This window comes from Streptomyces aureus, from assembly GCF_000725495.1.
In the GTDB taxonomy this organism is placed as follows: domain Bacteria; phylum Actinomycetota; class Actinomycetes; order Streptomycetales; family Streptomycetaceae; genus Streptomyces; species Streptomyces aureus_B.
On record NZ_JNZD01000034.1, the window covers coordinates 66730 to 88752 of the forward strand.

Consider the following 22023-nt stretch of genomic DNA (forward strand, 5'->3'; position numbering starts at 1 on the left):
ACCGAAGCCACCGTGTTCGATACCCTCTCCGACCGCCTCAGCGCGACGTTCAAAAACCTCCGCGGCAAGGGGCGCCTCAGTGAGGCGGACATCGACGCCACGGCCCGCGAAATCCGCATCGCGCTCCTCGAAGCCGACGTCGCCCTGCCGGTCGTCCGCACGTTCATCAAGAACGTCAAGGAGCGGGCGATGGGGAGCGAGGTCTCCCGGGCCCTCAACCCCGCCCAGCAGGTCCTGAAGATCGTCAACGACGAGCTCGTCACGATCCTCGGCGGCGAGACCCGCCGGCTGCGGTTCGCCAAGAACCCGCCCACCGTGATCATGCTCGCGGGCCTCCAGGGCGCGGGCAAGACCACGCTCGCCGGAAAGCTCGCCAAGTGGCTCAAGGACCAGGGTCACTCCCCGATCCTCGTCGCCGCCGACCTCCAGCGCCCCAACGCGGTGAACCAGCTCAGCGTCGTCGCCGAGCGCGCGGGCGTCGCCGTCTACGCCCCCGAGCCGGGCAACGGCGTGGGCGACCCGGTCAAGGTCGCCCAGGACTCCATCGAGTTCGCCAAGGCCAAGGTCCACGACATCGTGATCGTGGACACCGCCGGCCGCCTCGGCATCGACCAGGAGCTGATGCAGCAGGCCGCGGACATCCGCGACGCCGTCAGCCCGGACGAGATCCTCTTCGTCGTCGACGCGATGATCGGCCAGGACGCCGTCAACACGGCGGAGGCCTTCCGCGACGGCGTCGGCTTCGACGGCGTGGTGCTCTCCAAGCTCGACGGTGACGCCCGCGGTGGTGCCGCCCTGTCGATCCGGCAGATCACCGGCAAGCCGATCATGTTCGCCTCGAACGGCGAGAAGCTCGACGATTTCGACGCCTTCCACCCGGACCGGATGGCTTCCCGCATCCTCGACATGGGTGACCTCCTCACCCTGATCGAGCAGGCGGAGAAGACGTTCAGCCAGGAAGAGGCCGAGAAGATGGCCTCCAAGCTGGCGTCCAAGAAGGGCCAGGACTTCACCCTGGACGACTTCCTGGCCCAGATGGAGCAGGTCCGGAAGATGGGCAGCATCAGCAAGCTGCTCGGCATGCTCCCGGGCATGGGCCAGATCAAGGACCAGATCAACAACCTGGACGAGCGGGACGTCGACCGCGTCGGCGCGATCATCAAGTCGATGACCCCGGGCGAGCGCCAGGACCCGACGATCATCAACGGTTCGCGCCGCGCCCGTATCGCCAAGGGTTCCGGCGTCGAGGTCAGCGCGGTCAAGGGCCTGGTCGAGCGCTTCTTCGAGGCCCGCAAGATGATGTCCCGCATGGCCCAGGGCGGCGGGATGCCGGGCATGCCGGGGATGCCGGGCATGGGCGGCGGCCCCGGCCGCACCAAGAAGAAGCCGAAGCAGGCCAAGGGCAAGCAGCGTTCCGGAAACCCGATGAAGCGCAGGCAGCAGGAGGAAGAGGAGGCCGCGCGCCGCGAGGCGGGCGCGCAGGGCGGCAACGCCTTCGGCCTCCCGCAGCAGAACGCGCAGGACGACTTCGAGCTGCCGGACGAGTTCAAGAAGTTCATGGGCTGACGCCCGGGAGCGGCCTCCCGTCCCGTACGGGAGCGCCGTCGTGACGCCCGCTGGGGGCGCCCCTCATCGCGAGGGGCGCCCCCAGCGGCGTGACCGCGGGTGCCGCTGTCCGCCATGTGTCGTAACGTCCCTTTATGAGCAATCCCGTGCCGCCCCGCAAGGCACCGGACCAGCCCTGGCGCACCGAGGGCACCCCGCCCGAGCCGTCGCCGCCCTCGGGCGGCCGGCGGAAGCTGCCCGGCGGCTGGTGGAGCCTGGCCCTGGCCGCGCTCATCGTGTTCCTGATCGCCAACCTGGTGCTGTCGTTCTACAACCAGGGCAACGAGCCGACGATCTCGTACACGGAGTTCAGCCGGCAGGTCGACGACGGCAACGTCACCAAGATCTACGCCAAGGGCGACGCGATCCAGGGACAGCTCAAGAACTCCCAGGAGAAACCCGACGGCGACGGGAAGTACACCAAGTTCAAGACCCAGCGCCCGGTCTTCGCGGACGACAAGCTCTGGGACAACCTCCAGAAGCACGACGTCACGGTGACCGCCTCGCCGGTGGTCCAGGAACGCAGCTTCCTGTTCAACCTGCTGATCTCGCTCGCCCCGATGATCCTGCTGGTCGTCCTGTGGATCTTCATCGCCCGGCGGATGGGCTCCGGCATGGGCGGCGCGGGCGGCATGCTCGGCCGCAAGACGCCCCCGAAGCCGGTCGAACTCGTGCCCGGAGGCAAGCGCACCACGTTCGCGGACGTGGCCGGTATCGACGAGGTGGCCGGCGAGGTCGACGACGTCGTGGACTTCCTCAAGAACCCCGACGCGTACCGCAGGATGGGCGCGAAGATGCCCCGCGGCGTGCTGCTCGCGGGCCCGCCCGGCACCGGAAAGACCCTGCTCGCCCGGGCGGTCGCGGGCGAGGCGGGCGTCCCGTTCTTCTCGGCATCCGCCTCCGAGTTCATCGAGATGATCGTGGGCGTCGGCGCCTCGCGCGTGCGCGAACTGTTCGCCGAGGCCCGCAAGGTGGCCCCGTCGATCATCTTCATCGACGAGATCGACACCATCGGACGGTCACGCTCGGGCGGCTCCGCGATGGGCGGCCACGACGAGCGCGAGCAGACGCTCAACCAGATCCTCACGGAGATGGACGGCTTCTCCGGCTCGGAGGGCGTCATCGTCATCGCCGCCACGAACCGCGCCGACATCCTGGACCCCGCCCTGACGCGGCCCGGCCGCTTCGACCGGGTCGTCAACGTCTCGCCCCCCGACCGCGGCGGCCGCGAGGCGATCCTGGAGATCCACACCCGCGAGATCCCGCTCGCCCCCGACGTGGACCTGACCCAGGTGGCCCGGACGACCCCGGGCATGACGGGCGCAGACCTCGCCAACCTCGCCAACGAGGCCGCCCTCCTCGCCGTCAAGCGCAAGCAGTCCACGGTGACCCAGGGCGACCTCTCCGAAGCCCTGGAAAAGGTCCAGCTCGGCGCCGAACGCTCCCTGGTCATGCCCTACGAGGAGCGCCGCCGCACCGCGTACCACGAGAGCGGCCATGCGCTCCTGGGCATGCTGCGCCCCGGGGCCGACCCCGTCCGCAAGATCACCATCGTGCCGCGCGGCCGGGCCCTCGGCGTCACCCTCTCGACGCCGGACGCGGACCGGTACGCGTACACCGAGGCGTATCTGCGCGGCCGGATCATCGGCGCCCTCGGCGGCATGGCCGCCGAGCACGTCGTCTACGACGTCATCACCACGGGCTCGGAGAACGACCTGGAACAGGTCACGAACCTCGCCCGCGGCATGGTCGCCCGCTGGGGCATGAGCGAGCGCGTAGGCAGGCTGTCCGCCCTGCCCAACGACGCCCAGCAGGCCTACGGCCTGGCGGCGGCCCCCGCGACCCTCGACTCGATCGACCACGAGATGCGCCGCATCGTCGACGAGTGCTACGAGGAGGCCTGCCAGAAACTCCGGGACCACCGGGACCAGCTCGACGCGCTGGCCGAGGCGCTCCTGGCGAACGAAACGCTGGAGGAGGCCGAGGCCTACCGAATCGCCGGCGTACCCCGAACCACCAAGGAACTCTGACCCCGCCACCCGAACCGCCGCCCCCAACCCACCAACGCCACAGCCGGGACCGGGGCTACCACGGCACTCCCGCAGCCGCGACGCGGACGCGGCGGTAGTGGGCTACCACGACACTCCCGCAGCCAGGACCCGGCGGTAGTGGGCTACCACGACACTCCCGCAGCCGGGATCCGGCGTGAGGGGCCGTGCCGGTACATCGATGCCCGTCGCCACTAACGTCCACATCTCCGTCCGACGGCGACGGGCTGATGCACCGGCACGGCCCCGACGGGCAATGAGATACCGGAAAACGTTCGGCATCCACACGGTCCCGTCCCGCCGCAGATGGGGATGCAGCGCCTCGGCCACCTCCTTGTCGACCTGTGCCTGGTCGGTGGCGGCGATCGCGGCGTCGAAGAGCCCCGTGGAGAGCAGCCCACGCACGGCGCTGTCCACATCCGCGTACCCGAACGGGCAAGCCACCCGCCCCGAGCCGTCCGGCCGCAGCCCGGCCCGCTCGGCGACCTCCTCCAGGTCGTCACGGCAGGCCGCACGCCAGCAGGCCGCACCACGCAGCGGATCCGCCAGCTTGGTGGCCACCCGCAGCACGGCCGAGGTGGCGCACCGCTCAGGCGGCCCCCAGCCGACCAGCACGACGGCCGCTCCCCGCCGGGCGAGCGGAGCCGCCTCGCCCAGCAGCGTGACGAGCCCCGCGGAGTCCCCGGCGACACAGCCGATCGGCTCGAACGCGGTCACCAGGTCGTACGCCGGGACCCCCTGGTCCACCGTGTCCCGCGGGGACCCGGCGACGATCCGAGCCCGGTCCCCAGGACTCGCGCCCGGTTCCCCGGCACCCGCACCCGGTCCCCCGGACAGCAGACGTTCCCGCGCGAGAGCCAGCCGTTCGGGTGACGAGGAGTCGACACCCGTGACCGCGGCGCCGCGGGAGGCCGCCATCAGCAGGGCGAGCCCCGACCCGCAGCCGAGCCCGAGCAGCCTGGTCCCGCCGCCCACTTCGAGCCGGTCGAAGACGGCCTCGTAGAGCGGGACCAGCATCCGCTCCTGGATCTCGGCCCAGTCACGCGCGCGTGCACCCCCGTCCGAGCGGGGCGAAGGACCCGCATGAGGAAGGTGCTGCCGCACGAGCGTAGGTGTCATCGAAAGTGCCCCAATCCGCCGAGAGTTGCCGCCGGGCCCCTTGTCCCCGCCCCCGCGCGTGAGGCCCGCTCTCCCCCCGTATGTCAGGTAACTCCGCGCTCGACGTGCCGTCCAGGGGTTGCGGGGGCCTGTTTGTACCCAGGGAGCGAAAGGCCCAAGAATTCACATACCGGCAACGTGGGCCCGTAGCATCGCCCGCATGGCAAAGGCACCCGTTCTCACGCCCCGGTCGGACGACTTCCCGCGCTGGTACCAGGACTTGATCAACAAGGCCGAGCTCGCCGACAACGGACCGGTGCGCGGCACGATGGTCATCCGGCCGTACGGGTACGGGCTGTGGGAGCGGATGCAGCAGGAGCTGGACGCCCGCATCAAGGAGGCGGGCGCGCGGAACGCGTACTTCCCGCTGTTCATCCCGCAGTCGTACCTCACGCGGGAGGCCGAGCACGTGGAGGGCTTCGCCCCGGAGCTCGCGGTCGTGACGCACGGCGGCGGCAAGGAGCTGGAGGAGCCCGTCGTCGTCCGCCCCACCTCCGAGACGATCGTCAACGAGTACTTCTCCAAGTGGGTGCAGAGCTACCGCGACCTGCCGCTGTTGATCAACCAGTGGGCGAACGTGGTCCGTTGGGAGATGCGCCCGCGGGTCTTCCTGAGGACGACCGAATTCCTCTGGCAGGAGGGCCACACCGCGCACGCCACCTACGAGGACGCCCGGGACTACGCGGCGCACATCCACAAGGAGGTGTACGCCGACTTCATGGTGAACGTCCTCGGCATCGATGTCGTCCTTGGCCGGAAGACGGCGAGCGAGCGGTTCGCGGGAGCCGTCAACACCCTGACCCTCGAAGGGATGATGGGCGACGGCAAGGCGCTCCAGATGGGCACCAGCCACGAGCTCGGGCAGAACTTCGCGAGGGCGTTCAACACCCGGTACCTGTCGAGGGACGGACAGCAGGAGCTCGTCTGGCAGACCTCCTGGGGCGCCTCGACCCGCATGGTGGGTGGCCTGATCATGTCGCACGGCGATGACAGCGGGTTGCGGGTGCCGCCCCGGCTCGCCCCCGTACAGGCCGTCGTCCTCGCGATCAAGGGGGACGAGGCGGTTCTGGCCAAGGTCCGCGAGATCGGCGACCGGCTGACGGCGGCGGGCGTGCGGGTCGAGGTCGACGACCGCACGGACACCCCGTTCGGGCGCCGCGCCGTCGACTGGGAGCTCAAGGGCGTCCCCGTACGCGTCGAGGTCGGCCCCCGTGACCTGGAGAACGGCACCGCGATGCTGGTCCGCCGCATCCCCGGCGGCAAGGAGCCGGTGGGCCTCGACGCGCTGGCGGCGCTGCTGCCCGCGATCCTGGAGGAGGACCAGGCGCTGCTCCTGGCGCAGTCCCGCGAGCGCCGGGTGTCCCGTACGTCCGACGTGTCGACGGTCGGGGCGGCCGTGGAGGCGGCGCTGGCCGGCGGCTGGGCCCGCATCCCCTGGGCCGACCTCGGCGAAGAGGGCGAGGCCAGGCTCGCCGAGCACGCGGTGACCGTACGCTGTCTGCTCGCCGAGGACGGGTCGGTGCCCGACGCCGACGACGCACCCGGTAACGTCGCCGTCGTCGCCCGCGCCTACTGAGGGCGGTCGCAGGGCGGCCGAAACACCCCTTGCGCATCCGCCGGCCACAGGGGTCCCGGCGTGCGGAGACCGTCTACGCGCGGGGGCGTACGTGTGCCTACGTACCGCCTTGGTACGAGCTGTGCGGCTTCTCCGCAGATCAGCGCACCCGCCCTCGTCGCGACGCATCAGTGACAACTGACGGGTACGTGCAAATTATTTGGGATGCCCCGTAATAGGAACACCGAGGCACTCCCGCTCGTTGTCATTACGTGAGCACGACACCACCTGTTCTCGCCGCAGAGCTGGCAGGGGCGTGGGCCGACATTCAGCGGCACCACCCCGAACTGCCCGATCTTGCCGCGCCAGAGTCCCTGATCGGAGAATCGTCGTCCGCCTGCGGGCACGAACTCTCCTTCGAGCGACTGCTTCACGAAGCAGTCCATGGCATCGCCGCCGCCCGGGGGGTCCGCGACACCTCGCGCGCCGGCCGGTACCACAACCGCAGATTCCTGGCGATCGCCGAGGAACTGGGCCTCGACCACCCCGAGGAGCCGCATCCCAGCAGCGGCTTCTCGCTGGTCACGCTCAATCCCGAGGCGAAGCGCCGCTACCGCCCGACCATCGAGCGGCTCCAGCGCGCGCTGAAGGCCCACACGGCCGCCACGTCCGCGGACACCGCCCGTTCGTTCCGCGGCCCGGCCGCACGTCACGGCTCCTCCGGGGGAGGTGTCCGCGTCAAGGCCGTCTGCGACTGCGGGCGCAACGTGCGCGTGGTGCCGTCCGTGCTCGCGCAGGCGCCGATCGTGTGCGGAGGGTGCGGCAAGCCCTTCCGCATTCCGGAGGTGGTCGGGGCAGCCGCCGGCTGAGGCGCGTACTCCACCGGCGTCTCGTGGGTGCCGGAGCAGTCGCGCGGCCCGTGAGCAGTCGTGCCTCCCCCATCCGCCCCGGGCGGGTGGGGGAATTCAGGAGGCACGAGTGCGCGCGGGCGACACCTCTCCGTCGCCTCGGCGGCCGGTCCACGCCCTCACCTGCCCGATGGGCACCCGGAACGCCGGGTGCCCATCAGGCATGCGCGCTTCCGGGAACCGCTCCGGCATCCCCCGGTCGGGGCGGACCGGCGGATGTGGCAGAATGGCTAGCTGTACTCGACAGCCGCATAGGACCCCTCTCTCCTCCGGCTGACGCGTCCATCGGGCACTCGGGTACCGCAACCCCACGCGGCCATCTCTGCGTGCCCAACCACGTCAAGACCAGGAGACACCACTTCCGTGGCAGTCAAGATCAAGCTGAAGCGTCTGGGCAAGATCCGTTCGCCTCACTACCGCATCGTCGTCGCCGACTCCCGTACCCGCCGTGACGGCCGGGCCATCGAGGAGATCGGTCTGTACCACCCGGTGCAGAACCCCTCGCGCATCGAGGTCGACTCGGACCGCGCGCAGTACTGGCTGGGTGTCGGCGCGCAGCCGACCGAGCCCGTGCTCGCCATCCTGAAGCTGACCGGTGACTGGCAGAAGTTCAAGGGCCTGCCGGCCCCGGCTCCGCTGCTCGTCGCCGAGCCGAAGGCCACGCGTCCGTCCTTCGACGCCCTGGGCGGCGAGGACACGGGCAAGGGTGAGGCCATCACCCAGAAGAAGAAGGCTGAGAAGAAGGACGAGGCTTCGGCCGAGTCCGAGTCGACCGAGGCCTGAGCATGCTCGAGGAGGCTCTCGAGCACCTCGTGAAGGGCATCGTCGACAACCCCGACGACGTGCAGGTCGCTTCCCGCAACCTGCGCCGCGGGCGCGTCCTGGAAGTCCGGGTCCACCCGGACGACCTCGGCAAGGTGATCGGCCGCAACGGCCGCACCGCGCGCGCTCTGCGCACCGTCGTGGGCGCCATCGGCGGCCGTGGTGTCCGCGTCGACCTCGTCGACGTGGATCACGTCCGCTGACGTAACAGGCAGCACCGGCTCGGGCCGGGGAGGGCTTACGAGCCGTCCCCGGCCCGTAGTCGTCCCCGGCCCGGGACCGCCTCGGCCCGTGGTCGTCCGCACCCCGCGGTCGTCCGCGGTTCGCGCGGTCGTTCAGGAAGCATGGCCGTCGGCACACGGCAGCCGGCACACGACAGGAGATCAAGCACAGTGCAGCTGGTAGTCGCTCGCGTCGGCCGTGCCCACGGCATCAAGGGCGAGGTCACCGTGGAGGTCCGCACCGACGAGCCGGAGCTCAGGCTCGGCCCCGGTGCCGTCCTGCTCACCGATCCGGCCTCCGCCGGACCACTGACCATCGAGACGGGGCGCGTCCACAGCGGCCGTCTCCTGCTGCGCTTCGCGGGCGTACGGGACCGCAACGGCGCCGAGGCCCTGCGCAACACCCTGCTGATCTCCGAGGTCGACCCCGACGAGACGCCCGAGGACCCGGACGAGTACTACGACCACCAGCTGATGGACCTCGACGTGGTCACCACGGACGGCGCCGAGGTCGGACGCATCACGGAGATCTCGCACCTGCCCTCGCAGGACCTCTTCGTGGTGGAGCGCCCGGACGGCACCGAGGTGATGATCCCGTTCGTGGAGGAGATCGTCGTCGAGATCGACCTGGAGGAGCAGCGGGCCGTCATCGACCCGCCGCCCGGCCTGATCGACGACCGGGCCGAGGTCGTCTCCACCAGGGACGAGGAGAGCGCCTCCGCCGGCGACGCGAAGAGCGGCTCCGCCGGGGCGGACGACGAGACCACGGGGGCCGGCGCCTGATGCGGCTCGACGTCGTCACGATCTTCCCCGAGTACCTGGAACCCCTGAACGTCTCGCTCGTCGGCAAGGCCCGCGCCCGCGGACAGCTGAACGTGCACGTGCACGATCTGAGGGACTGGACCTACGACCGCCACAACACGGTCGACGACACCCCCTACGGCGGCGGCCCCGGCATGGTCATGAAGACCGAGCCCTGGGGCGAGGCCCTGGACTCCGCGCTGGCGGACGGATACGAGACGGGCGCCCACGGCCCCGCCCTCGTCGTCCCCACCCCCAGCGGGCGCCCGTTCACCCAGCAGCTCGCCGTCGAGCTCTCCGAGCGCCCCTGGCTGGTCTTCACGCCCGCGCGCTACGAGGGCATCGACCGCCGCGTCATCGACGAGTACGCGACCCGGATGCCCGTCTACGAGGTCTCCATCGGCGACTACGTCCTCGCCGGCGGCGAGGCGGCCGTCCTCGTGGTCACCGAGGCCGTGGCGCGGCTGCTGCCCGGCGTGCTCGGCAACGCCGAGTCCCACCGGGACGACTCCTTCGCCCCCGGGCCCATGGCCAACCTCCTGGAGGGCCCCGTCTACACCAAGCCCCCGCAGTGGCGCGGCCGTGAGATCCCCGACGTGCTGGTCAGCGGCCACCACGGGAAGATCGCCCGCTGGCGCCGCGACGAGGCCCTGCGCCGCACCGCGGCGAACCGGCCCGACCTCATCGAGCGCTGCGACGCCTCCTCCTTCGACAAGAAGGACCGCGAGATGCTCTCGATCATGGGCTGGCGGCCGGACCCCGACGGCCGATTTTGGCGCAGGCCCGAGGCCGTGGAAGAATAAGCCGCTGCTCTCCGTCGTCCGGCGTGCGCCCCTGCCACAGGGGGACACGACGCTCGTCCCGACGAGACAGCATCCTCTTCGAACCTCTCTCCCGTTGATGACCTGTGGCATCAGCGAAGAAAGCAGAAACCATGTCGCACCTGCTCGACTCCGTCGACGGCGCCTCGCTGCGCACCGACATCCCGGCCTTCCGCCCGGGTGACACCGTCAACGTCCACGTCCGCGTCATCGAGGGCAACCGCTCCCGTGTGCAGCAGTTCAAGGGCGTCGTCATCCGCCGTCAGGGCTCGGGTGTCCGCGAGACCTTCACGGTCCGCAAGGTCTCCTTCTCCGTCGGCGTCGAGCGCACCTTCCCGGTGCACACCCCGATCGTCGAGAAGATCGAGCTCGTCACCCGCGGTGACGTGCGTCGCGCCAAGCTGTACTACCTCCGTGAGCTGCGCGGCAAGGCCGCGAAGATCAAGGAGAAGCGCGACAACTGAGCTCTTCCGCCGCGGTGACCCTAGGGTGACCGAGCCGGTAAGAAGGTGTCTCAGACAGGCCGGATAGCATCTGGCCCCGATGGACACCGAAGCACAGCCCGTGGAGCGCGACCGCTCCTCCCGCCCTTCCGCTTCCGAGGAGATCTCGGACACAGCGGGGCCGGAGGAGGGGTCGCGTTTTGCGTTCGTGGAGAAGGCCGCCGAGTGGCTTCCCGGGGGCCGGATCACCCTGACCGTGCTGGTCTGTCTGGTATTCCTCCTGCTGGTCAGCCGCTTCGTGATGCAGCCCTTCGAAATTCCCAGCGGCTCGATGGAGTCCGGATTGAGGATCGGGGACCGCGTTCTCGTAAACAAGTTGGCGTACCGTTTCGGTTCCGAGCCGCAGCGGGGCGATGTCGTCGTGTTCGACGGCACCGGTTATTTCGGGAACGCGGACTACGTCAAACGCGTCGTCGGGGTAGAGGGAGACCACGTGGTCTGCTGCGACAAGGAGGGGAGACTCGAAGTGAACGGCCGATCGGTCGACGAGTCGACATTTCTCTATCGGGGCGACAGCCCGTCCGAGGCGCCCTTCGACATCGTCGTGCCCGAGCGGTCCCTGTTCCTCCTGGGGGATCACCGCAGCCGCTCCAGCGACTCACGTGATCATCTGGGCTCGCCCGGCGGCGGCATGGTCCCCGTGGGCGACGTCATCGGCAGGGCCGACTGGATCGCCTGGCCCCCGGGCCACTGGACCCGTCTGACACGTCCCGGCGCCTACGCGGGTGTTCCGGCCGCCGGAGGTGCCCGTGGGTAACCGTGGACGGGCGCGCGGAGTCTCCGCCGCCGCTGCCGACAACCTGCTGCCCACCGGCTCCCGGCGCGCGGCGGGAGGCGCCGCCCGGCCCAGCCGGGTCGAGCGCCGCAAGCTCGCGCGCAAGATCAAGCGGCGCCGACGCCGCTCGGCCGTCAAGGAGATCCCCCTCCTCGTCGGTGTCGCCGTGCTGATAGCGCTGGTCCTCAAGACCTTCCTCGTCCAGGCCTTCGTGATCCCGTCGGGCTCCATGGAGAACACGATCCAGATCGGCGACCGCGTCCTCGTGGACAAGTTCACGCCCTGGTTCGGCTCCCAGCCCAAGCGCGGAGACGTCGTCGTCTTCAAGGACCCCGGTGGCTGGCTCACCGCCGAGGACACCCAGAAGAAGCACGACCCCGTGGTCGTCAAGCAGTTCAAGGAGGGGCTGACCTTCATCGGCCTGCTGCCCTCCGACAACGAGAAGGACCTGATCAAGCGGGTCGTGGGGCTCGGCGGGGACACGGTCAAGTGCTGTGACACCCAGGGCCGGGTGACGGTCAACGGCACCCCGCTGACCGAGCCGTACATCTACGCCGGGGACAAGCCGTCGGACTTCTCCTTCGAGGTGAAGGTGCCCGCGGGCCGTCTGTTCGTCCTGGGCGACCACCGCGGCAACTCCGCGGACTCCCGGTACCACCGCAGCGACAAGTTCAGCGGAACCGTCTCGGAGGACTCCGTGGTCGGCCGGGCGATGGTCATCGGCTGGCCCATCGGTCACTGGACCCGGCTGGAGGAGCCGAACACCTTCTCGACGGTGGCCGACGCGCCTGGAGGGTCGGCTTCCGCCTCAGCTCCGTCGCATAGGGTGGCCTCTGCGGATCCAGACGGATTGATCCCGCTCCCGAGCCCTGCGGAACTCCCGCTCGTTATGGGAGTGGTGGGCCTGCACCGAATACGGCGCGGGCGGCGGCACGGAGTGAGGAGTGGATGTGGGGGATGTGGCGGTCGGCGCGCGTTCTGGGCACGAAGGTCCCGAGGGCCAGCCGGAGAGGCCCGAGGATGCGGCTGCCCCGGCCGTAGAGCCCGGGTCGGACTCCGGGAGCGGCTCCGAGGACGGTGACGCCTCGACCGGGCGTTCCGGCCGGGACCCCAAGCCCAACAAGCAGCGCTCCTTCTGGAAGGAACTGCCGATCCTGATCGGCATCGCCCTGGTCCTCGCGCTGATCATCAAGACCTTCCTGGTGCAGGCGTTCTCGATCCCCTCGGACTCGATGCAGAACACCCTCCAGCAGGGTGACCGCGTCCTGGTCGACAAGCTGACCCCGTGGTTCGGCTCCGAGCCGGAGCGGGGCGAGGTCGTCGTCTTCCACGACCCGGACAACTGGCTGGCGGGCGAGCCCACGGCCAACCCGAACGCCCTGCAAACGGTCCTCAGCTGGATCGGCCTGATGCCGTCCGCCGAGGAGAAGGACCTGATCAAGCGGGTCATCGGGGTCGGCGGCGACACCATCGAGTGCAAGGGCACCGGTCCGCTGAAGGTCAACGGCAAGGCGCTGAACGAATCCTCGTACGTGTACGCCGGCAACACCCCGTGCAGCCAGGACGAGGACGGCGGCCAGTTCAAGGTCACCGTCCCCAAGGGCATGATCTGGGTCATGGGCGACCACCGCCAGAACTCGCGGGACTCGCGCTACAACCAGACGGACAAGCACCACGGCATGGTCCCGGTGAACGACGTCGTCGGCCGCGCCATCGTCAAGGCCTGGCCCATCAGCCGCTGGGGCACGCTGCCGGTGCCGGACACCTTCGACCAGCCCGGCCTGAGCGACCAGGCGGCCGCGGCGGTCACCTCGCCGGGCTCCCTGGCCCTGCTGGGCACGGTGCCGCTCGTGCTGGTGCGCCGCAGGCGCAAGGCGTCCAAGGACGACTGAGACACCGCACGGCCTTCGGGGCCGGTCTTCCCGGACGTTTCCGGGGAGGCCGGCCCCGTTCGTTTCCGCGCGGCCCCGCTCGTCCCCGTGAGGGTCATGTACGGGCGGTGAGGATCCGGCCCGCTCCGGCGATCGTGATCAGGAGGGGGCTGACCGAGGACCGTACCCCCGGGTAAGGTGCGGGCCCATGGGTGGCGAGAGCGCAACACGTACGGCCCCGCGCAGCGGCGGCACCGGCAAGGCCCCGGCGGGGAGCAAAACGGGACAGCGGCTGTCCGGGCTGGCCGTCGGACTGGGCCTGCTGCTGTTCCTGGGCGGATTCGTCTGGGCGGCGCTGGTCTACCGGCCGTACACCGTGCCCACGAGTTCGATGGCACCGACGATCAAGATCGGTGACCGGGTGCTGGCGCAGCGCGTCGACGGGAGCGAGGTCCGCCGCGGTGACGTCGTCGTGTTCGACGACAAGACGTGGGTCACGGGCTCGTCCGTGGTCAAGCGCGTGGTCGCGATCGGCGGCGACACCGTCGCCTGCTGCACCGACGGCAAGCTGACCGTCAACGGCAAGCAGATCGACGAATCGTATCTGCCCAAGGGCAGCCTCGCCGAGCTCACGGGCTTCCCGACCGTCAAGGTCCCCGCGGGCCGGCTGTTCCTGCTGGGCGACGAGCGGCGGGGCTCCCTGGACTCCACGGCGCACATCACGGACGCGGCGCAGGGCACGGTGGCCCGCGGGGCCGTCAAGGCCCGGGTCGAAGCCGTCGCCTGGCCCCTCAACGGCATGCTCGCCCGCCCCGACGGCTTCAAGACGCTCGGCGCCCTGTCCCAGCCGGGTCCGCTGCCCACGATGATCGCCCTGGTGATCGCCGGCGCCGTGCTGGTGCTCGGCGGAGCGGCGTACGGTCCGGTCGCCAAGCTGGCCGGGCGGTCCCGTGCCCGCAAGGAGTCCGCCGGTGCCCGCTGAGGCGGCGGACCAGGACCCGGGCCGGCGCGAGGTGCGCAAGGTCGCCCGGGTCGTGCTGCTCGATCCGCAGGACCGCGTCCTGCTGCTGCACGGCCACGAGCCGGACGATCCCTCCGAACACTGGTGGTTCACCCCCGGCGGCGGTCTGGAGGGCGACGAGACCCATGAGCAGGCGGCCCTGCGGGAACTCGTGGAGGAGACCGGCATCACGGAGGTCGAACTGGGCCCCGTGCTGTGGCGGCGGAGCTGTTCGTTCCCGTTCGCGGGCCGGCGCTGGGACCAGGACGAGTGGTACTTCCTGGCCCGTACGGCGCAGACCGCCACGGCCGCCACGGCGCTGACGGAGCTGGAGCGGCGCAGCGTCGCCGGATCGCGCTGGTGGACGTGCGGGGAACTGACCGAGGCGCATGAGACGGTGTATCCGACCAAGCTCGCCGGGCTGCTGCGCAGGCTGCTCGACGAGGGTCCCCCGGCCACGCCCGAGGTCCTCGACACGGAAATCGTCTAGGGGCGCCCGGGGCTGGCGCACAATAGGGGGACGCACGGCTGAAGGGGAACATGCCATGAGCGCCGAGGACCTCGAGAAGTACGAGACCGAGATGGAGCTGAAGCTCTATCGCGAGTACCGCGACGTCGTCGGTCTGTTCAAATATGTGATCGAGACCGAGCGGCGCTTCTACCTCACCAACGACTACGAGATGCAGGTGCACTCGGTCCAGGGCGAGGTGTTTTTCGAGGTGTCCATGGCGGATGCCTGGGTCTGGGACATGTACCGGCCCGCTCGCTTCGTGAAGCAGGTGCGCGTCCTGACATTCAAGGACGTGAACATCGAGGAGCTCAACAAGAGCGACCTGGAGCTGCCGGGCGGCTGAGACGCGGGCGGCCCGTCCGACGGCTGAGGGACGGGCGGTCCGCCGATGGGGGGACGAGCGGTGGTCACGGTGAGCGGCCGTCAGTCGGCCGTCGGGGCGTGACTCGAACGGGTGACGGGGTTTTCCCCAGTCACCCGTTCGTCCACCAAGATCCAACAGCTGGGTGACATGGCCTCAGTGTCGGTGCCGGAGGTGGTGCCGACATGAAGACATCCGAGGCACGCAACGCACTGGGCGCCTACGGCGAGGAACTGGCCGTCCGACGGCTGACCGGGGCCGGTATGACGGTCCTGGCGCGCAACTGGCGCGCCGGCAGGACCGGCGAGATCGACATCGTGGCCCGGGACGGGGACGCGCTGGTCGTCTGCGAGGTCAAGACCCGCGGGGCGGGCGCGTTCCAACATCCGATGGGGGCCGTCACGCCGGCCAAGGCCCACCGGCTGCGCGGCCTGGCCGAACGCTGGCTCCAGGAACACGGCGGAGCCCCGCCCGGCGGTGTCCGCATCGACCTGGTCGGCGTGACCGTCCCCGAACGGGGCGCGCCCGTGGTCGAGCACGCGCGGGGGGTGGCCTGATGGGATTCGCGCGTACGTGTTCGGTGGCCCTGGTGGGCGTGGAGGGCGTCGTCGTCGAGGTCCAGGCCGACCTCGAGCCGGGCATCGCCGCCTTCACCCTGGTCGGGCTCCCCGACAAGAGCCTGACCGAGAGCAAGGACCGGGTCAGGGCCGCGGTGGTCAACTCCGGCGCGGCCTGGCCGCAGAAGAAGCTGACCGTGGGGCTGAGTCCGGCCTCCGTGCCCAAGGGCGGCTCCGGGTTCGACCTCGCCGTCGCCTCGGCGGTCCTCGGCGCGGCCGAGCGCATCGACCCGCGGGTGCTCGCCGACATCGTGATGATCGGGGAACTGGGCCTCGACGGCAGGGTCCGGCCCGTGCGGGGCATCCTCCCGGCCGTCATCGCCGCGGCGGACGCCGGCTACGAACAGGTGGTGGTGCCGGAGTGCGCCGCGGCCGAGGCCGCCCTCGTGCCGGGGATCTCGGTGCTCGGGGTCCGCAGCCTGCGCCAGCTGATCGCGGTGCTGGCGGACGAACCGGTGCCCGAGGAGGACCCGGACGAGCGGGGCCGCCCGGATCCGCTGGCGGCCGGCCTGCGCCTGCCCGGCACGGGCGAGGCCACGGGGCTGTGCGGCATCGCCGTGCCGGAACACGACCAGGGCCACGACCTCGGCGACGTCGTCGGCCAGCTGTCGGCACGCACCGCGATGGAGGTCGCCGCGGCCGGCGGCCACCACGTCTTCCTCCAGGGACCGCCCGGCGCGGGCAAGACGATGCTGGCCGAACGGATGCCGTTGATCATGCCGGGCCTCACCCGGCAGGAATCCCTGGAGGTGACCGCGATCCACTCCGTCGCGGGCCTGCTGCCGCCCGGCAAACCCCTGGTGGACGTCGCTCCGTACTGCGCGCCCCACCACTCCGCGACGATGCAGGCGCTCGTCGGCGGCGGGAAGGGGCTCGCCCGGCCCGGCGCGGTGTCCCTGTCGCACCGAGGGGTGCTCTTCCTGGACGAGGCTCCGGAGTTCAGCGGCTTCGCGCTGGACGCCCTGCGCCAGCCGCTGGAGGCGGGACACGTCGTGATCGCGCGCAGCGCCGGTGTCGTGCGGTTCCCCGCCAAGTTCCTGATGGTGCTGGCCGCCAACCCCTGCCCCTGCGGGCGCTTCAGCACGAGCCACGACCAGTGCGAGTGCCCGCCCTCCGCCATCCGCCGCTATCAGTCGAGGCTCTCGGGCCCGCTGCTCGACCGGGTCGATCTGCGGGTGGACGTCGAGCCCGTCACCCGGGCCGAACTGACCGCGATCGGTGCCCGGGGAGAGTCGACGAGGACGGTCGCGGACCGGGTGCGCGCCGGCCGGGAGCGGGCCGCCGAGCGGCTGAAGGGCACGCCCTGGCACACCAACAGCGAGGTGCCGGGACGCGAGCTGCGCGGCCGGTTCCAGGCACTGGCGGGAGCGATGGACGAGGCCGAGCGGGGTCTGGAGCGCGGGCTGCTGACGGCCCGTGGACTGGACCGGGTGCTCCGCGTCGCGTGGACGGTCGCGGACCTCGCGGGGCACGACCGGCCCGACGCCGGGGACGTCGCCCTGGCCCTCCAGCTCCGCACCGGCGTCCCGCGAGGGGTGCCGATGGCGATCGGCTCGCCGGCATGACAGCCCTGGAACGCGGGGCCAGGGTCACGCTGTCCCGGGTCGTCGAGCCGGGGGACGAGGTCTGCGGGCGCTGGATCGGCGAGGTGGGCGCCCCGGAAGCGGTCCGGTGGCTGTACGGGGAGCGGGAGCGGCCGCGGGGGATGACCGACAGGAGGTGGGCCGGGCTGCGGGCCAGGGCGGCCCGCGCCGACCCCGAGCGCGACCTGGAGCTCGCGCGGAGCGCCGGGGTGGGGTTCGTCTGTCCCGGCGAACCCGACTGGCCCGCCCAGCTCGACGACCTCGGGGACGCCCGGCCGGTCGGACTGTGGGTGCGGGGGCGGCCCGGCCTGCGGCTGTGGGCGCTGCGGTCGGTCGCCGTCGTGGGCGCCCGCGCCTGCACGGAGTACGGCGCCCACATGGCCGCCACTCTCGGCGCCGGACTCGCGGAGCGGGGCTGGGTGGTGGTGTCCGGCGGCGCCTACGGCATCGACGGCGCCGCGCACCGCGGCGCCCTCGGGGCCGGCGGCGCCACCGTCGCCGTGCTGGCCTGCGGCGTCGACCGGCCCTATCCGCGCGGGCACACCGCGCTGATCACCAGGATCGCGGAGCAGGGACTCGTGGTCGGCGAGTTGCCCCCGGGCGAACACCCGACACCGAGCAGATTCATCCTCCGCAACCGGGTCATCGCGGCGCTCACCCGGGGCACGGTGGTCGTCGAGGCGGCGTACCGCAGCGGAGCGCTCGTCACCGCCCGCGCGGCCCAGCGGCTGGGCCGGTTCACCATGGGAGTGCCGGGACCGGCGACCAGCGCGCTGTCGGCGGGGGTGCACGAACTGCTGCGCGGGGAGGCCGTCCTCGTGTCCGACGCCGCGGAAGTGGCCGAACTGGTGGGCGAGATGGGGGAGCTGGCCCCGGACCGGCGTGGCCCGGTCCTGCCGCGCGATCTGCTCGAACCGGACGCGGGACGGGTCCTGGCCGCCCTCCCGGCGCGGGATCCGGCCGGAACCGAGCAGATCGCCCGGCGGGCGGGGACCAGCACGGACGACGCGGTCGGGAGACTGTACGAACTCCGAGCACTTGGATTCGTCGAACGACACGGCGATGGCTGGAAGTTGACACGCCAGGAGACGGCCCCCGTCCGAGCTGATCGCGGTCGGTGCTGACCGAGCGTGTTCGGCCGTCCGGGGGAACGCCGACACGCCTGGTAATCCCCGCAGTTGGCGACCCCGGCGGTCACGCAGGGCGATCGTCGTGACTCCGGGAGACGTCCCGGGGGAAGGGTTCGCTTGCGGGTGACAGCCCCGTCCTTCGCGCACTGCGACAGCCTAGTCACGCTACGCTCGCAGGAATCCGAAGCACGCACGCGATCTCGGCACGACGCCGACAGGACGCCCAGGTAATCCCAGTTCACGGCAGAACGGCACAAGGCGACGAATGCCCCAGCACACCTCCGGGACCGACCGGACGGCGATCCCGCCAGCCGCCCGCGACGGCGGCAGCGTGCGCCCGCCCGCGCCCTCGACGCTCGACGAGCTGTGGCGGTCGTACAAGTCGACCGGTGACGAGCGGCTGCGGGAGCAGCTGATCCTGCACTACTCACCGCTGGTGAAGTACGTCGCGGGCCGCGTCAGCGTGGGTCTGCCCGCCAACGTCGAGCAGGCCGACTTCGTCTCGTCCGGGGTGTTCGGACTGATCGACGCGATCGAGAAGTTCGACATCGAACGCGAGATCAAGTTCGAGACGTACGCGATCACCCGCATCCGCGGCGCGATGATCGACGAACTGCGGGCGCTGGACTGGATCCCGCGGTCGGTGCGGCAGAAGGCGCGCAATGTCGAGCGCGCCTACGCGACGCTGGAGGCGCGGCTGCGGCGGACCCCCTCGGAGGGCGAGGTGGCTGCCGAGATGGGCATCGGCGTGGACGAACTGCACGCGGTGTTCAGCCAGTTGTCGCTGGCCAACGTGGTCGCGCTGGAGGAGCTGCTGCACGTCGGCGGCGAGGGCGGCGACCTGAGCCTGCTGGACACGCTGGAGGACACGGCCGCCGACAACCCGGTCGAGGTGGCCGAGGACCGTGAGCTGCGCAGACTGCTGGCCCGGGCGATCAACACGCTGCCCGACCGGGAGAAGACCGTGGTCACGCTGTACTACTACGAAGGCCTCACCCTCGCGGAGATCGGCAATGTGCTCGGGGTGACCGAGAGCCGGGTGAGCCAGATCCACACCAAGTCGGTGCTCCAGCTGCGCGCCAAGCTGGCCAGTTTCGGCCGCTGAGACGCGCGTGCGCGGCTGCGGCAGCCCGGTGCGCCGATGCCGGGGGTGTCCCCGCCTTGCCGTCGCAGGTCCTGGCCGTGGGCGGGCGACCGGGCCGGCCTGGTGGGGGAGCGCTGCGCCGGACACCGGCGGGTGCCGGTGCGGTGGACGCCACGGTGGCCGGCTCTCCGGAGTGGTTCCCGTCCGCGGCGCCGCGTCCGTACAGTGGTTGACGTGCCAAGGATTCGAGCGGCCTCCGTGGCCGAGCACCGGTCGATGCAGCGAGCCGCCCTGCTGGACGCGGCGCGGTCCCTGTTGTCCGAGGGCGGCACGGACGCGCTGACCTTCCCCGCGCTGGCCGAGCGCACGGGGCTCGCGCGTTCCTCCGTCTACGAGTACTTCCGGTCCAGAGCGGCCGTCGTCGAGGAACTGTGCGAGGTCGACTTCCCCGTCTGGGCGGCCGAGGTCTCGGACGCGATGGCCGCGGCGGACGGCCCCGAGGCCACGGTCGAGGCCTATGTGCGCAGTCAGCTCGCCCTGGTCGGGGACCGGAGACACCGGGCGGTCGTCGCCATCTCCGCCGGCGAACTCGACGCGGGAGCCCGGGAGAAGATCAGGGCCGCGCACGGCGGGCTGGTCACGATGATCGGTGAGGCGCTCGCAGCGATGGGTCACGCCGAGCCGCGGCTGGCCGCGATGCTCCTCCAGGGCGTGGTCGACGCCGCCGTGCGCCGCATCGAGCTGGGCGCCGCCGAGGACCCCTCCGCGATCACGGAGGCGGCCGTGACGATGGCCCTGCGAGGCGTCCGGGGCTGACCCCACGGGCTGACCCCACCGCCCTCCCGAACCACCCCTCCCGGGTTCTGCGCTTCCCTCTCTCCTCCCCCCGCGCCCACCCCCACCCCACTCAGACAGGCCGCCGGCCCGCAGTGCACGCCTCCCGCCTCCAGGGTGCCGACGGTCTCGCCCGCGGCGACCTCGTCGCCCTTGTGCACAGAGGCCCGCACCGGGCCGTACGTCGTCCGCAGCGGAGGCGTCCCCGTGTCCGCCAGCTCCACCGAGACGACCCCGCGGCCCCCGACCCGGCCCGCGAAGGACACCCGGCCGGGCGCGACCGCCAGGACCGGTGTGCCCGGCGCCGCCGCGAGGTCGACGCCCCGATGCCCGCGGGAGTAGGCGGTCGCCGGCGGCTCCCAGCCCCGCAGGACGAACGGCCGGCCCCCGAACGGCCAGGCGGTCGCGACCGCAGGCACGGAAGGGTCGGCGACAGGCGGTGAGCCCGCACCGCCCGACGCCTTGCCGGCCTCGTCAGCCGCCGCGGACCGCGCCGAGCCGTGCCCGGGCGCCGGTGCCGGCCGGGGCGGACCGGTCCCGTGGGCCGGAGCCGTCGGGGCCATGGCTCCGACGCCGAGCACGGTCAGGACCAGGCTCAGCAGGAATCCCCGCCACTTGCGCGCACATCGATTCACTCGCATGCGGGAACCGTCCCGCATCGAGCGGATCATGGCCGGGATCTGTGGAGTACCGGCCGGTTGTGGACAGCGGCGTCACCCGGTCCCTCCAGGGTCCCGTACACTTCTGATGGCGACCCGGGTCATCGGGTCGACTTCGCACGCCCCGACATCTGGTCACCACCGGTGTCAGCGCCTCTCGGTCCTCTGTGGCAAGGCGCGTCGCGGGCGTCAGGCGCGAGTGCCGTCCGGCACACGCGGCACAACCGAGAAAACCGAGGAGAACGGCCATGGCCGTCGTCACGATGCGGGAGCTGCTGGAAAGCGGCGTCCACTTCGGTCACCAGACCCGTCGCTGGAACCCGAAGATGAAGCGCTTCATCTTCACCGAGCGCAACGGCATCTACATCATCGACCTGCTCCAGTCGCTGTCGTACATCGACCGCGCCTACGAGTTCGTCAAGGAGACCGTCGCCCACGGCGGCACGGTCATGTTCGTCGGCACGAAGAAGCAGGCGCAGGAGGCCATCGCCGAGCAGGCCACCCGCGTCGGCATGCCCTACGTCAACCAGCGCTGGCTGGGCGGCATGCTCACCAACTTCTCCACCGTCTACAAGCGTCTGCAGCGCCTCAAGGAGCTCGAGCAGATCGACTTCGAGGACGTCGCGGCCTCGGGTCTCACCAAGAAGGAGCTTCTCGTGCTCTCGCGCGAGAAGGCCAAGCTGGAGAAGACCCTCGGTGGTATCCGCGAGATGCAGAAGGTGCCCAGCGCCGTCTGGATCGTGGACACCAAGAAGGAGCACATCGCGGTCGGCGAGGCCCGGAAGCTCAACATCCCGGTCGTCGCCATCCTCGACACCAACTGTGACCCCGACGAGGTCGACTACAAGATCCCGGGCAACGACGACGCGATCCGCTCCGTCACCCTGCTCACCCGCGTGATCGCCGACGCCGTCGCCGAGGGCCTCATCGCCCGCTCCGGCGCCGGCAAGGCCGCGGGCGACAAGGCCGCGGGCGAGCCGCTCGCCGCGTGGGAGCGCGACCTGCTCGAGGGCGAGAAGAAGGCCGACGACGCCGAGGTCCAGACCTCCGCCGAGACGGAGAAGGTCGCCGACGCCGAGCAGGCCGAGGCTCCGGCCGAGGCCGCCGCCGAGGCTCCGGCCGAGGCCCCCGCCGCGGACGCCGAGCAGGCCTGACC

Annotated in this window: 20 protein-coding genes and 3 pseudogenes; 21 read left to right on the plus strand and 2 right to left on the minus strand. The window is 71.2% G+C overall.

The window, feature by feature from the left end:
• The first annotated feature begins 12 nt into the window (after window positions 1-12).
• A complete protein-coding gene (ffh, locus tag IO36_RS32285) occupies window positions 13-1566 on the plus strand; it encodes a signal recognition particle protein (RefSeq protein ID WP_037625087.1) in 1554 nt (517 codons plus the stop codon).
• Window positions 1567-1700: 134 nt separating this feature from the next.
• Window positions 1701-3635, plus strand: a complete 1935-nt coding sequence (ftsH, locus tag IO36_RS32290) for an ATP-dependent zinc metalloprotease FtsH (protein WP_037625089.1) — start codon at window positions 1701-1703, stop codon at window positions 3633-3635.
• Window positions 3636-3902: 267 nt separating this feature from the next.
• Here the strand turns inward: ftsH and IO36_RS32295 are convergent.
• A pseudogene (locus IO36_RS32295) lies at window positions 3903-4772 on the minus strand (SAM-dependent methyltransferase); the annotation flags it as partial.
• A 199-nt stretch (window positions 4773-4971) separates the two neighbouring features.
• Here IO36_RS32295 and proS point away from each other — a divergent pair.
• The 18 genes and pseudogenes from proS (at window position 4972) to IO36_RS32385 (ending at window position 20190) form a co-directional block, all read left to right on the plus strand.
• Window positions 4972-6387, plus strand: coding sequence for a proline--tRNA ligase (gene proS / locus IO36_RS32300; RefSeq protein WP_037625091.1), 1416 nt, complete (start codon window positions 4972-4974; stop codon window positions 6385-6387).
• 251 nt (window positions 6388-6638) lie between these two features.
• Window positions 6639-7235, plus strand: a complete 597-nt coding sequence (locus IO36_RS32305; RefSeq protein WP_037625093.1) for a hypothetical protein — start codon at window positions 6639-6641, stop codon at window positions 7233-7235.
• Between the two features lie 402 nt (window positions 7236-7637).
• Window positions 7638-8057, plus strand: coding sequence for a 30S ribosomal protein S16 (gene rpsP / locus IO36_RS32310; protein WP_037625095.1), 420 nt, complete (start codon window positions 7638-7640; stop codon window positions 8055-8057).
• A gap of 2 nt (window positions 8058-8059) precedes the next feature.
• Window positions 8060-8299 carry an RNA-binding protein gene (locus IO36_RS32315; RefSeq protein ID WP_003973401.1) on the plus strand — a complete coding sequence of 80 codons (240 nt, stop codon included), beginning with the start codon at window positions 8060-8062 and terminating at the stop codon, window positions 8297-8299.
• Between the two features lie 189 nt (window positions 8300-8488).
• Window positions 8489-9100 carry a ribosome maturation factor RimM gene (rimM, locus tag IO36_RS32320; RefSeq protein WP_037625099.1) on the plus strand — a complete coding sequence of 204 codons (612 nt, stop codon included), beginning with the start codon at window positions 8489-8491 and terminating at the stop codon, window positions 9098-9100.
• The gene (gene trmD, locus IO36_RS32325; RefSeq protein WP_037625101.1) at window positions 9100-9921 is read left to right on the plus strand and encodes a tRNA (guanosine(37)-N1)-methyltransferase TrmD; all 822 of its coding nucleotides are present in this window, start codon (window positions 9100-9102) and stop codon (window positions 9919-9921) included. The genes rimM and trmD overlap by 1 nt, the downstream gene beginning before the upstream one ends.
• 131 nt (window positions 9922-10052) lie before the next feature.
• Window positions 10053-10403, plus strand: coding sequence for a 50S ribosomal protein L19 (rplS, locus tag IO36_RS32330; protein WP_037625104.1), 351 nt, complete (start codon window positions 10053-10055; stop codon window positions 10401-10403).
• A gap of 79 nt (window positions 10404-10482) precedes the next feature.
• On the plus strand, window positions 10483-11199 hold the full coding sequence (gene lepB / locus IO36_RS32335) for a signal peptidase I (RefSeq protein WP_037625106.1): 717 nt from the start codon (window positions 10483-10485) through the stop codon (window positions 11197-11199).
• Window positions 11192-12280 (plus strand): annotated as a pseudogene (lepB, locus tag IO36_RS32340) (signal peptidase I); the annotation flags it as partial. The gene lepB (IO36_RS32335) and the pseudogene lepB (IO36_RS32340), both read left to right, overlap by 8 nt.
• On the plus strand, window positions 12168-13109 hold the full coding sequence (lepB, locus tag IO36_RS45095; RefSeq protein ID WP_107065853.1) for a signal peptidase I: 942 nt from the start codon (window positions 12168-12170) through the stop codon (window positions 13107-13109). The pseudogene lepB (IO36_RS32340) and the gene lepB (IO36_RS45095), both read left to right, overlap by 113 nt.
• A 187-nt stretch (window positions 13110-13296) precedes the next feature.
• On the plus strand, window positions 13297-14070 hold the full coding sequence (lepB, locus tag IO36_RS32350; protein ID WP_037625108.1) for a signal peptidase I: 774 nt from the start codon (window positions 13297-13299) through the stop codon (window positions 14068-14070).
• On the plus strand, window positions 14060-14578 hold the full coding sequence (locus IO36_RS32355) for an NUDIX hydrolase (RefSeq protein WP_037625110.1): 519 nt from the start codon (window positions 14060-14062) through the stop codon (window positions 14576-14578). Before lepB (IO36_RS32350) ends, IO36_RS32355 begins: the two co-directional genes overlap by 11 nt.
• Before the next feature lie 55 nt (window positions 14579-14633).
• A complete protein-coding gene (locus IO36_RS32360; RefSeq protein ID WP_003965949.1) occupies window positions 14634-14942 on the plus strand; it encodes a DUF2469 domain-containing protein in 309 nt (102 codons plus the stop codon).
• A gap of 203 nt (window positions 14943-15145) precedes the next feature.
• The gene (locus IO36_RS32365; protein ID WP_037625113.1) at window positions 15146-15517 is read left to right on the plus strand and encodes a YraN family protein; all 372 of its coding nucleotides are present in this window, start codon (window positions 15146-15148) and stop codon (window positions 15515-15517) included.
• Entirely contained in the window at window positions 15517-17142 is a 1626-nt protein-coding gene (locus tag IO36_RS32370; RefSeq protein WP_037625116.1) for a YifB family Mg chelatase-like AAA ATPase, read from the plus strand. The genes IO36_RS32365 and IO36_RS32370 overlap by 1 nt, the downstream gene beginning before the upstream one ends.
• Entirely contained in the window at window positions 17139-18284 is a 1146-nt protein-coding gene (gene dprA / locus IO36_RS32375) for a DNA-processing protein DprA (protein WP_037625118.1), read from the plus strand. The genes IO36_RS32370 and dprA overlap by 4 nt, the downstream gene beginning before the upstream one ends.
• Before the next feature lie 271 nt (window positions 18285-18555).
• Window positions 18556-19395, plus strand: a complete 840-nt coding sequence (gene whiG, locus IO36_RS32380) for an RNA polymerase sigma factor WhiG (protein WP_037625120.1) — start codon at window positions 18556-18558, stop codon at window positions 19393-19395.
• Between the two features lie 237 nt (window positions 19396-19632).
• Window positions 19633-20190 (plus strand): TetR/AcrR family transcriptional regulator, encoded by a 558-nt coding sequence (locus tag IO36_RS32385; protein ID WP_037625122.1) that lies wholly within the window; start codon window positions 19633-19635, stop codon window positions 20188-20190.
• A 92-nt stretch (window positions 20191-20282) separates the two neighbouring features.
• Here IO36_RS32385 and IO36_RS45100 read toward each other — a convergent pair.
• Window positions 20283-20771 (minus strand): annotated as a pseudogene (locus IO36_RS45100) (peptidoglycan DD-metalloendopeptidase family protein); the annotation flags it as partial.
• A 344-nt stretch (window positions 20772-21115) separates the two neighbouring features.
• Here IO36_RS45100 and rpsB point away from each other — a divergent pair.
• Window positions 21116-22021 carry a 30S ribosomal protein S2 gene (rpsB, locus tag IO36_RS32390; protein WP_037625124.1) on the plus strand — a complete coding sequence of 302 codons (906 nt, stop codon included), beginning with the start codon at window positions 21116-21118 and terminating at the stop codon, window positions 22019-22021.
• Window positions 22022-22023: the final 2 nt, after the last annotated feature.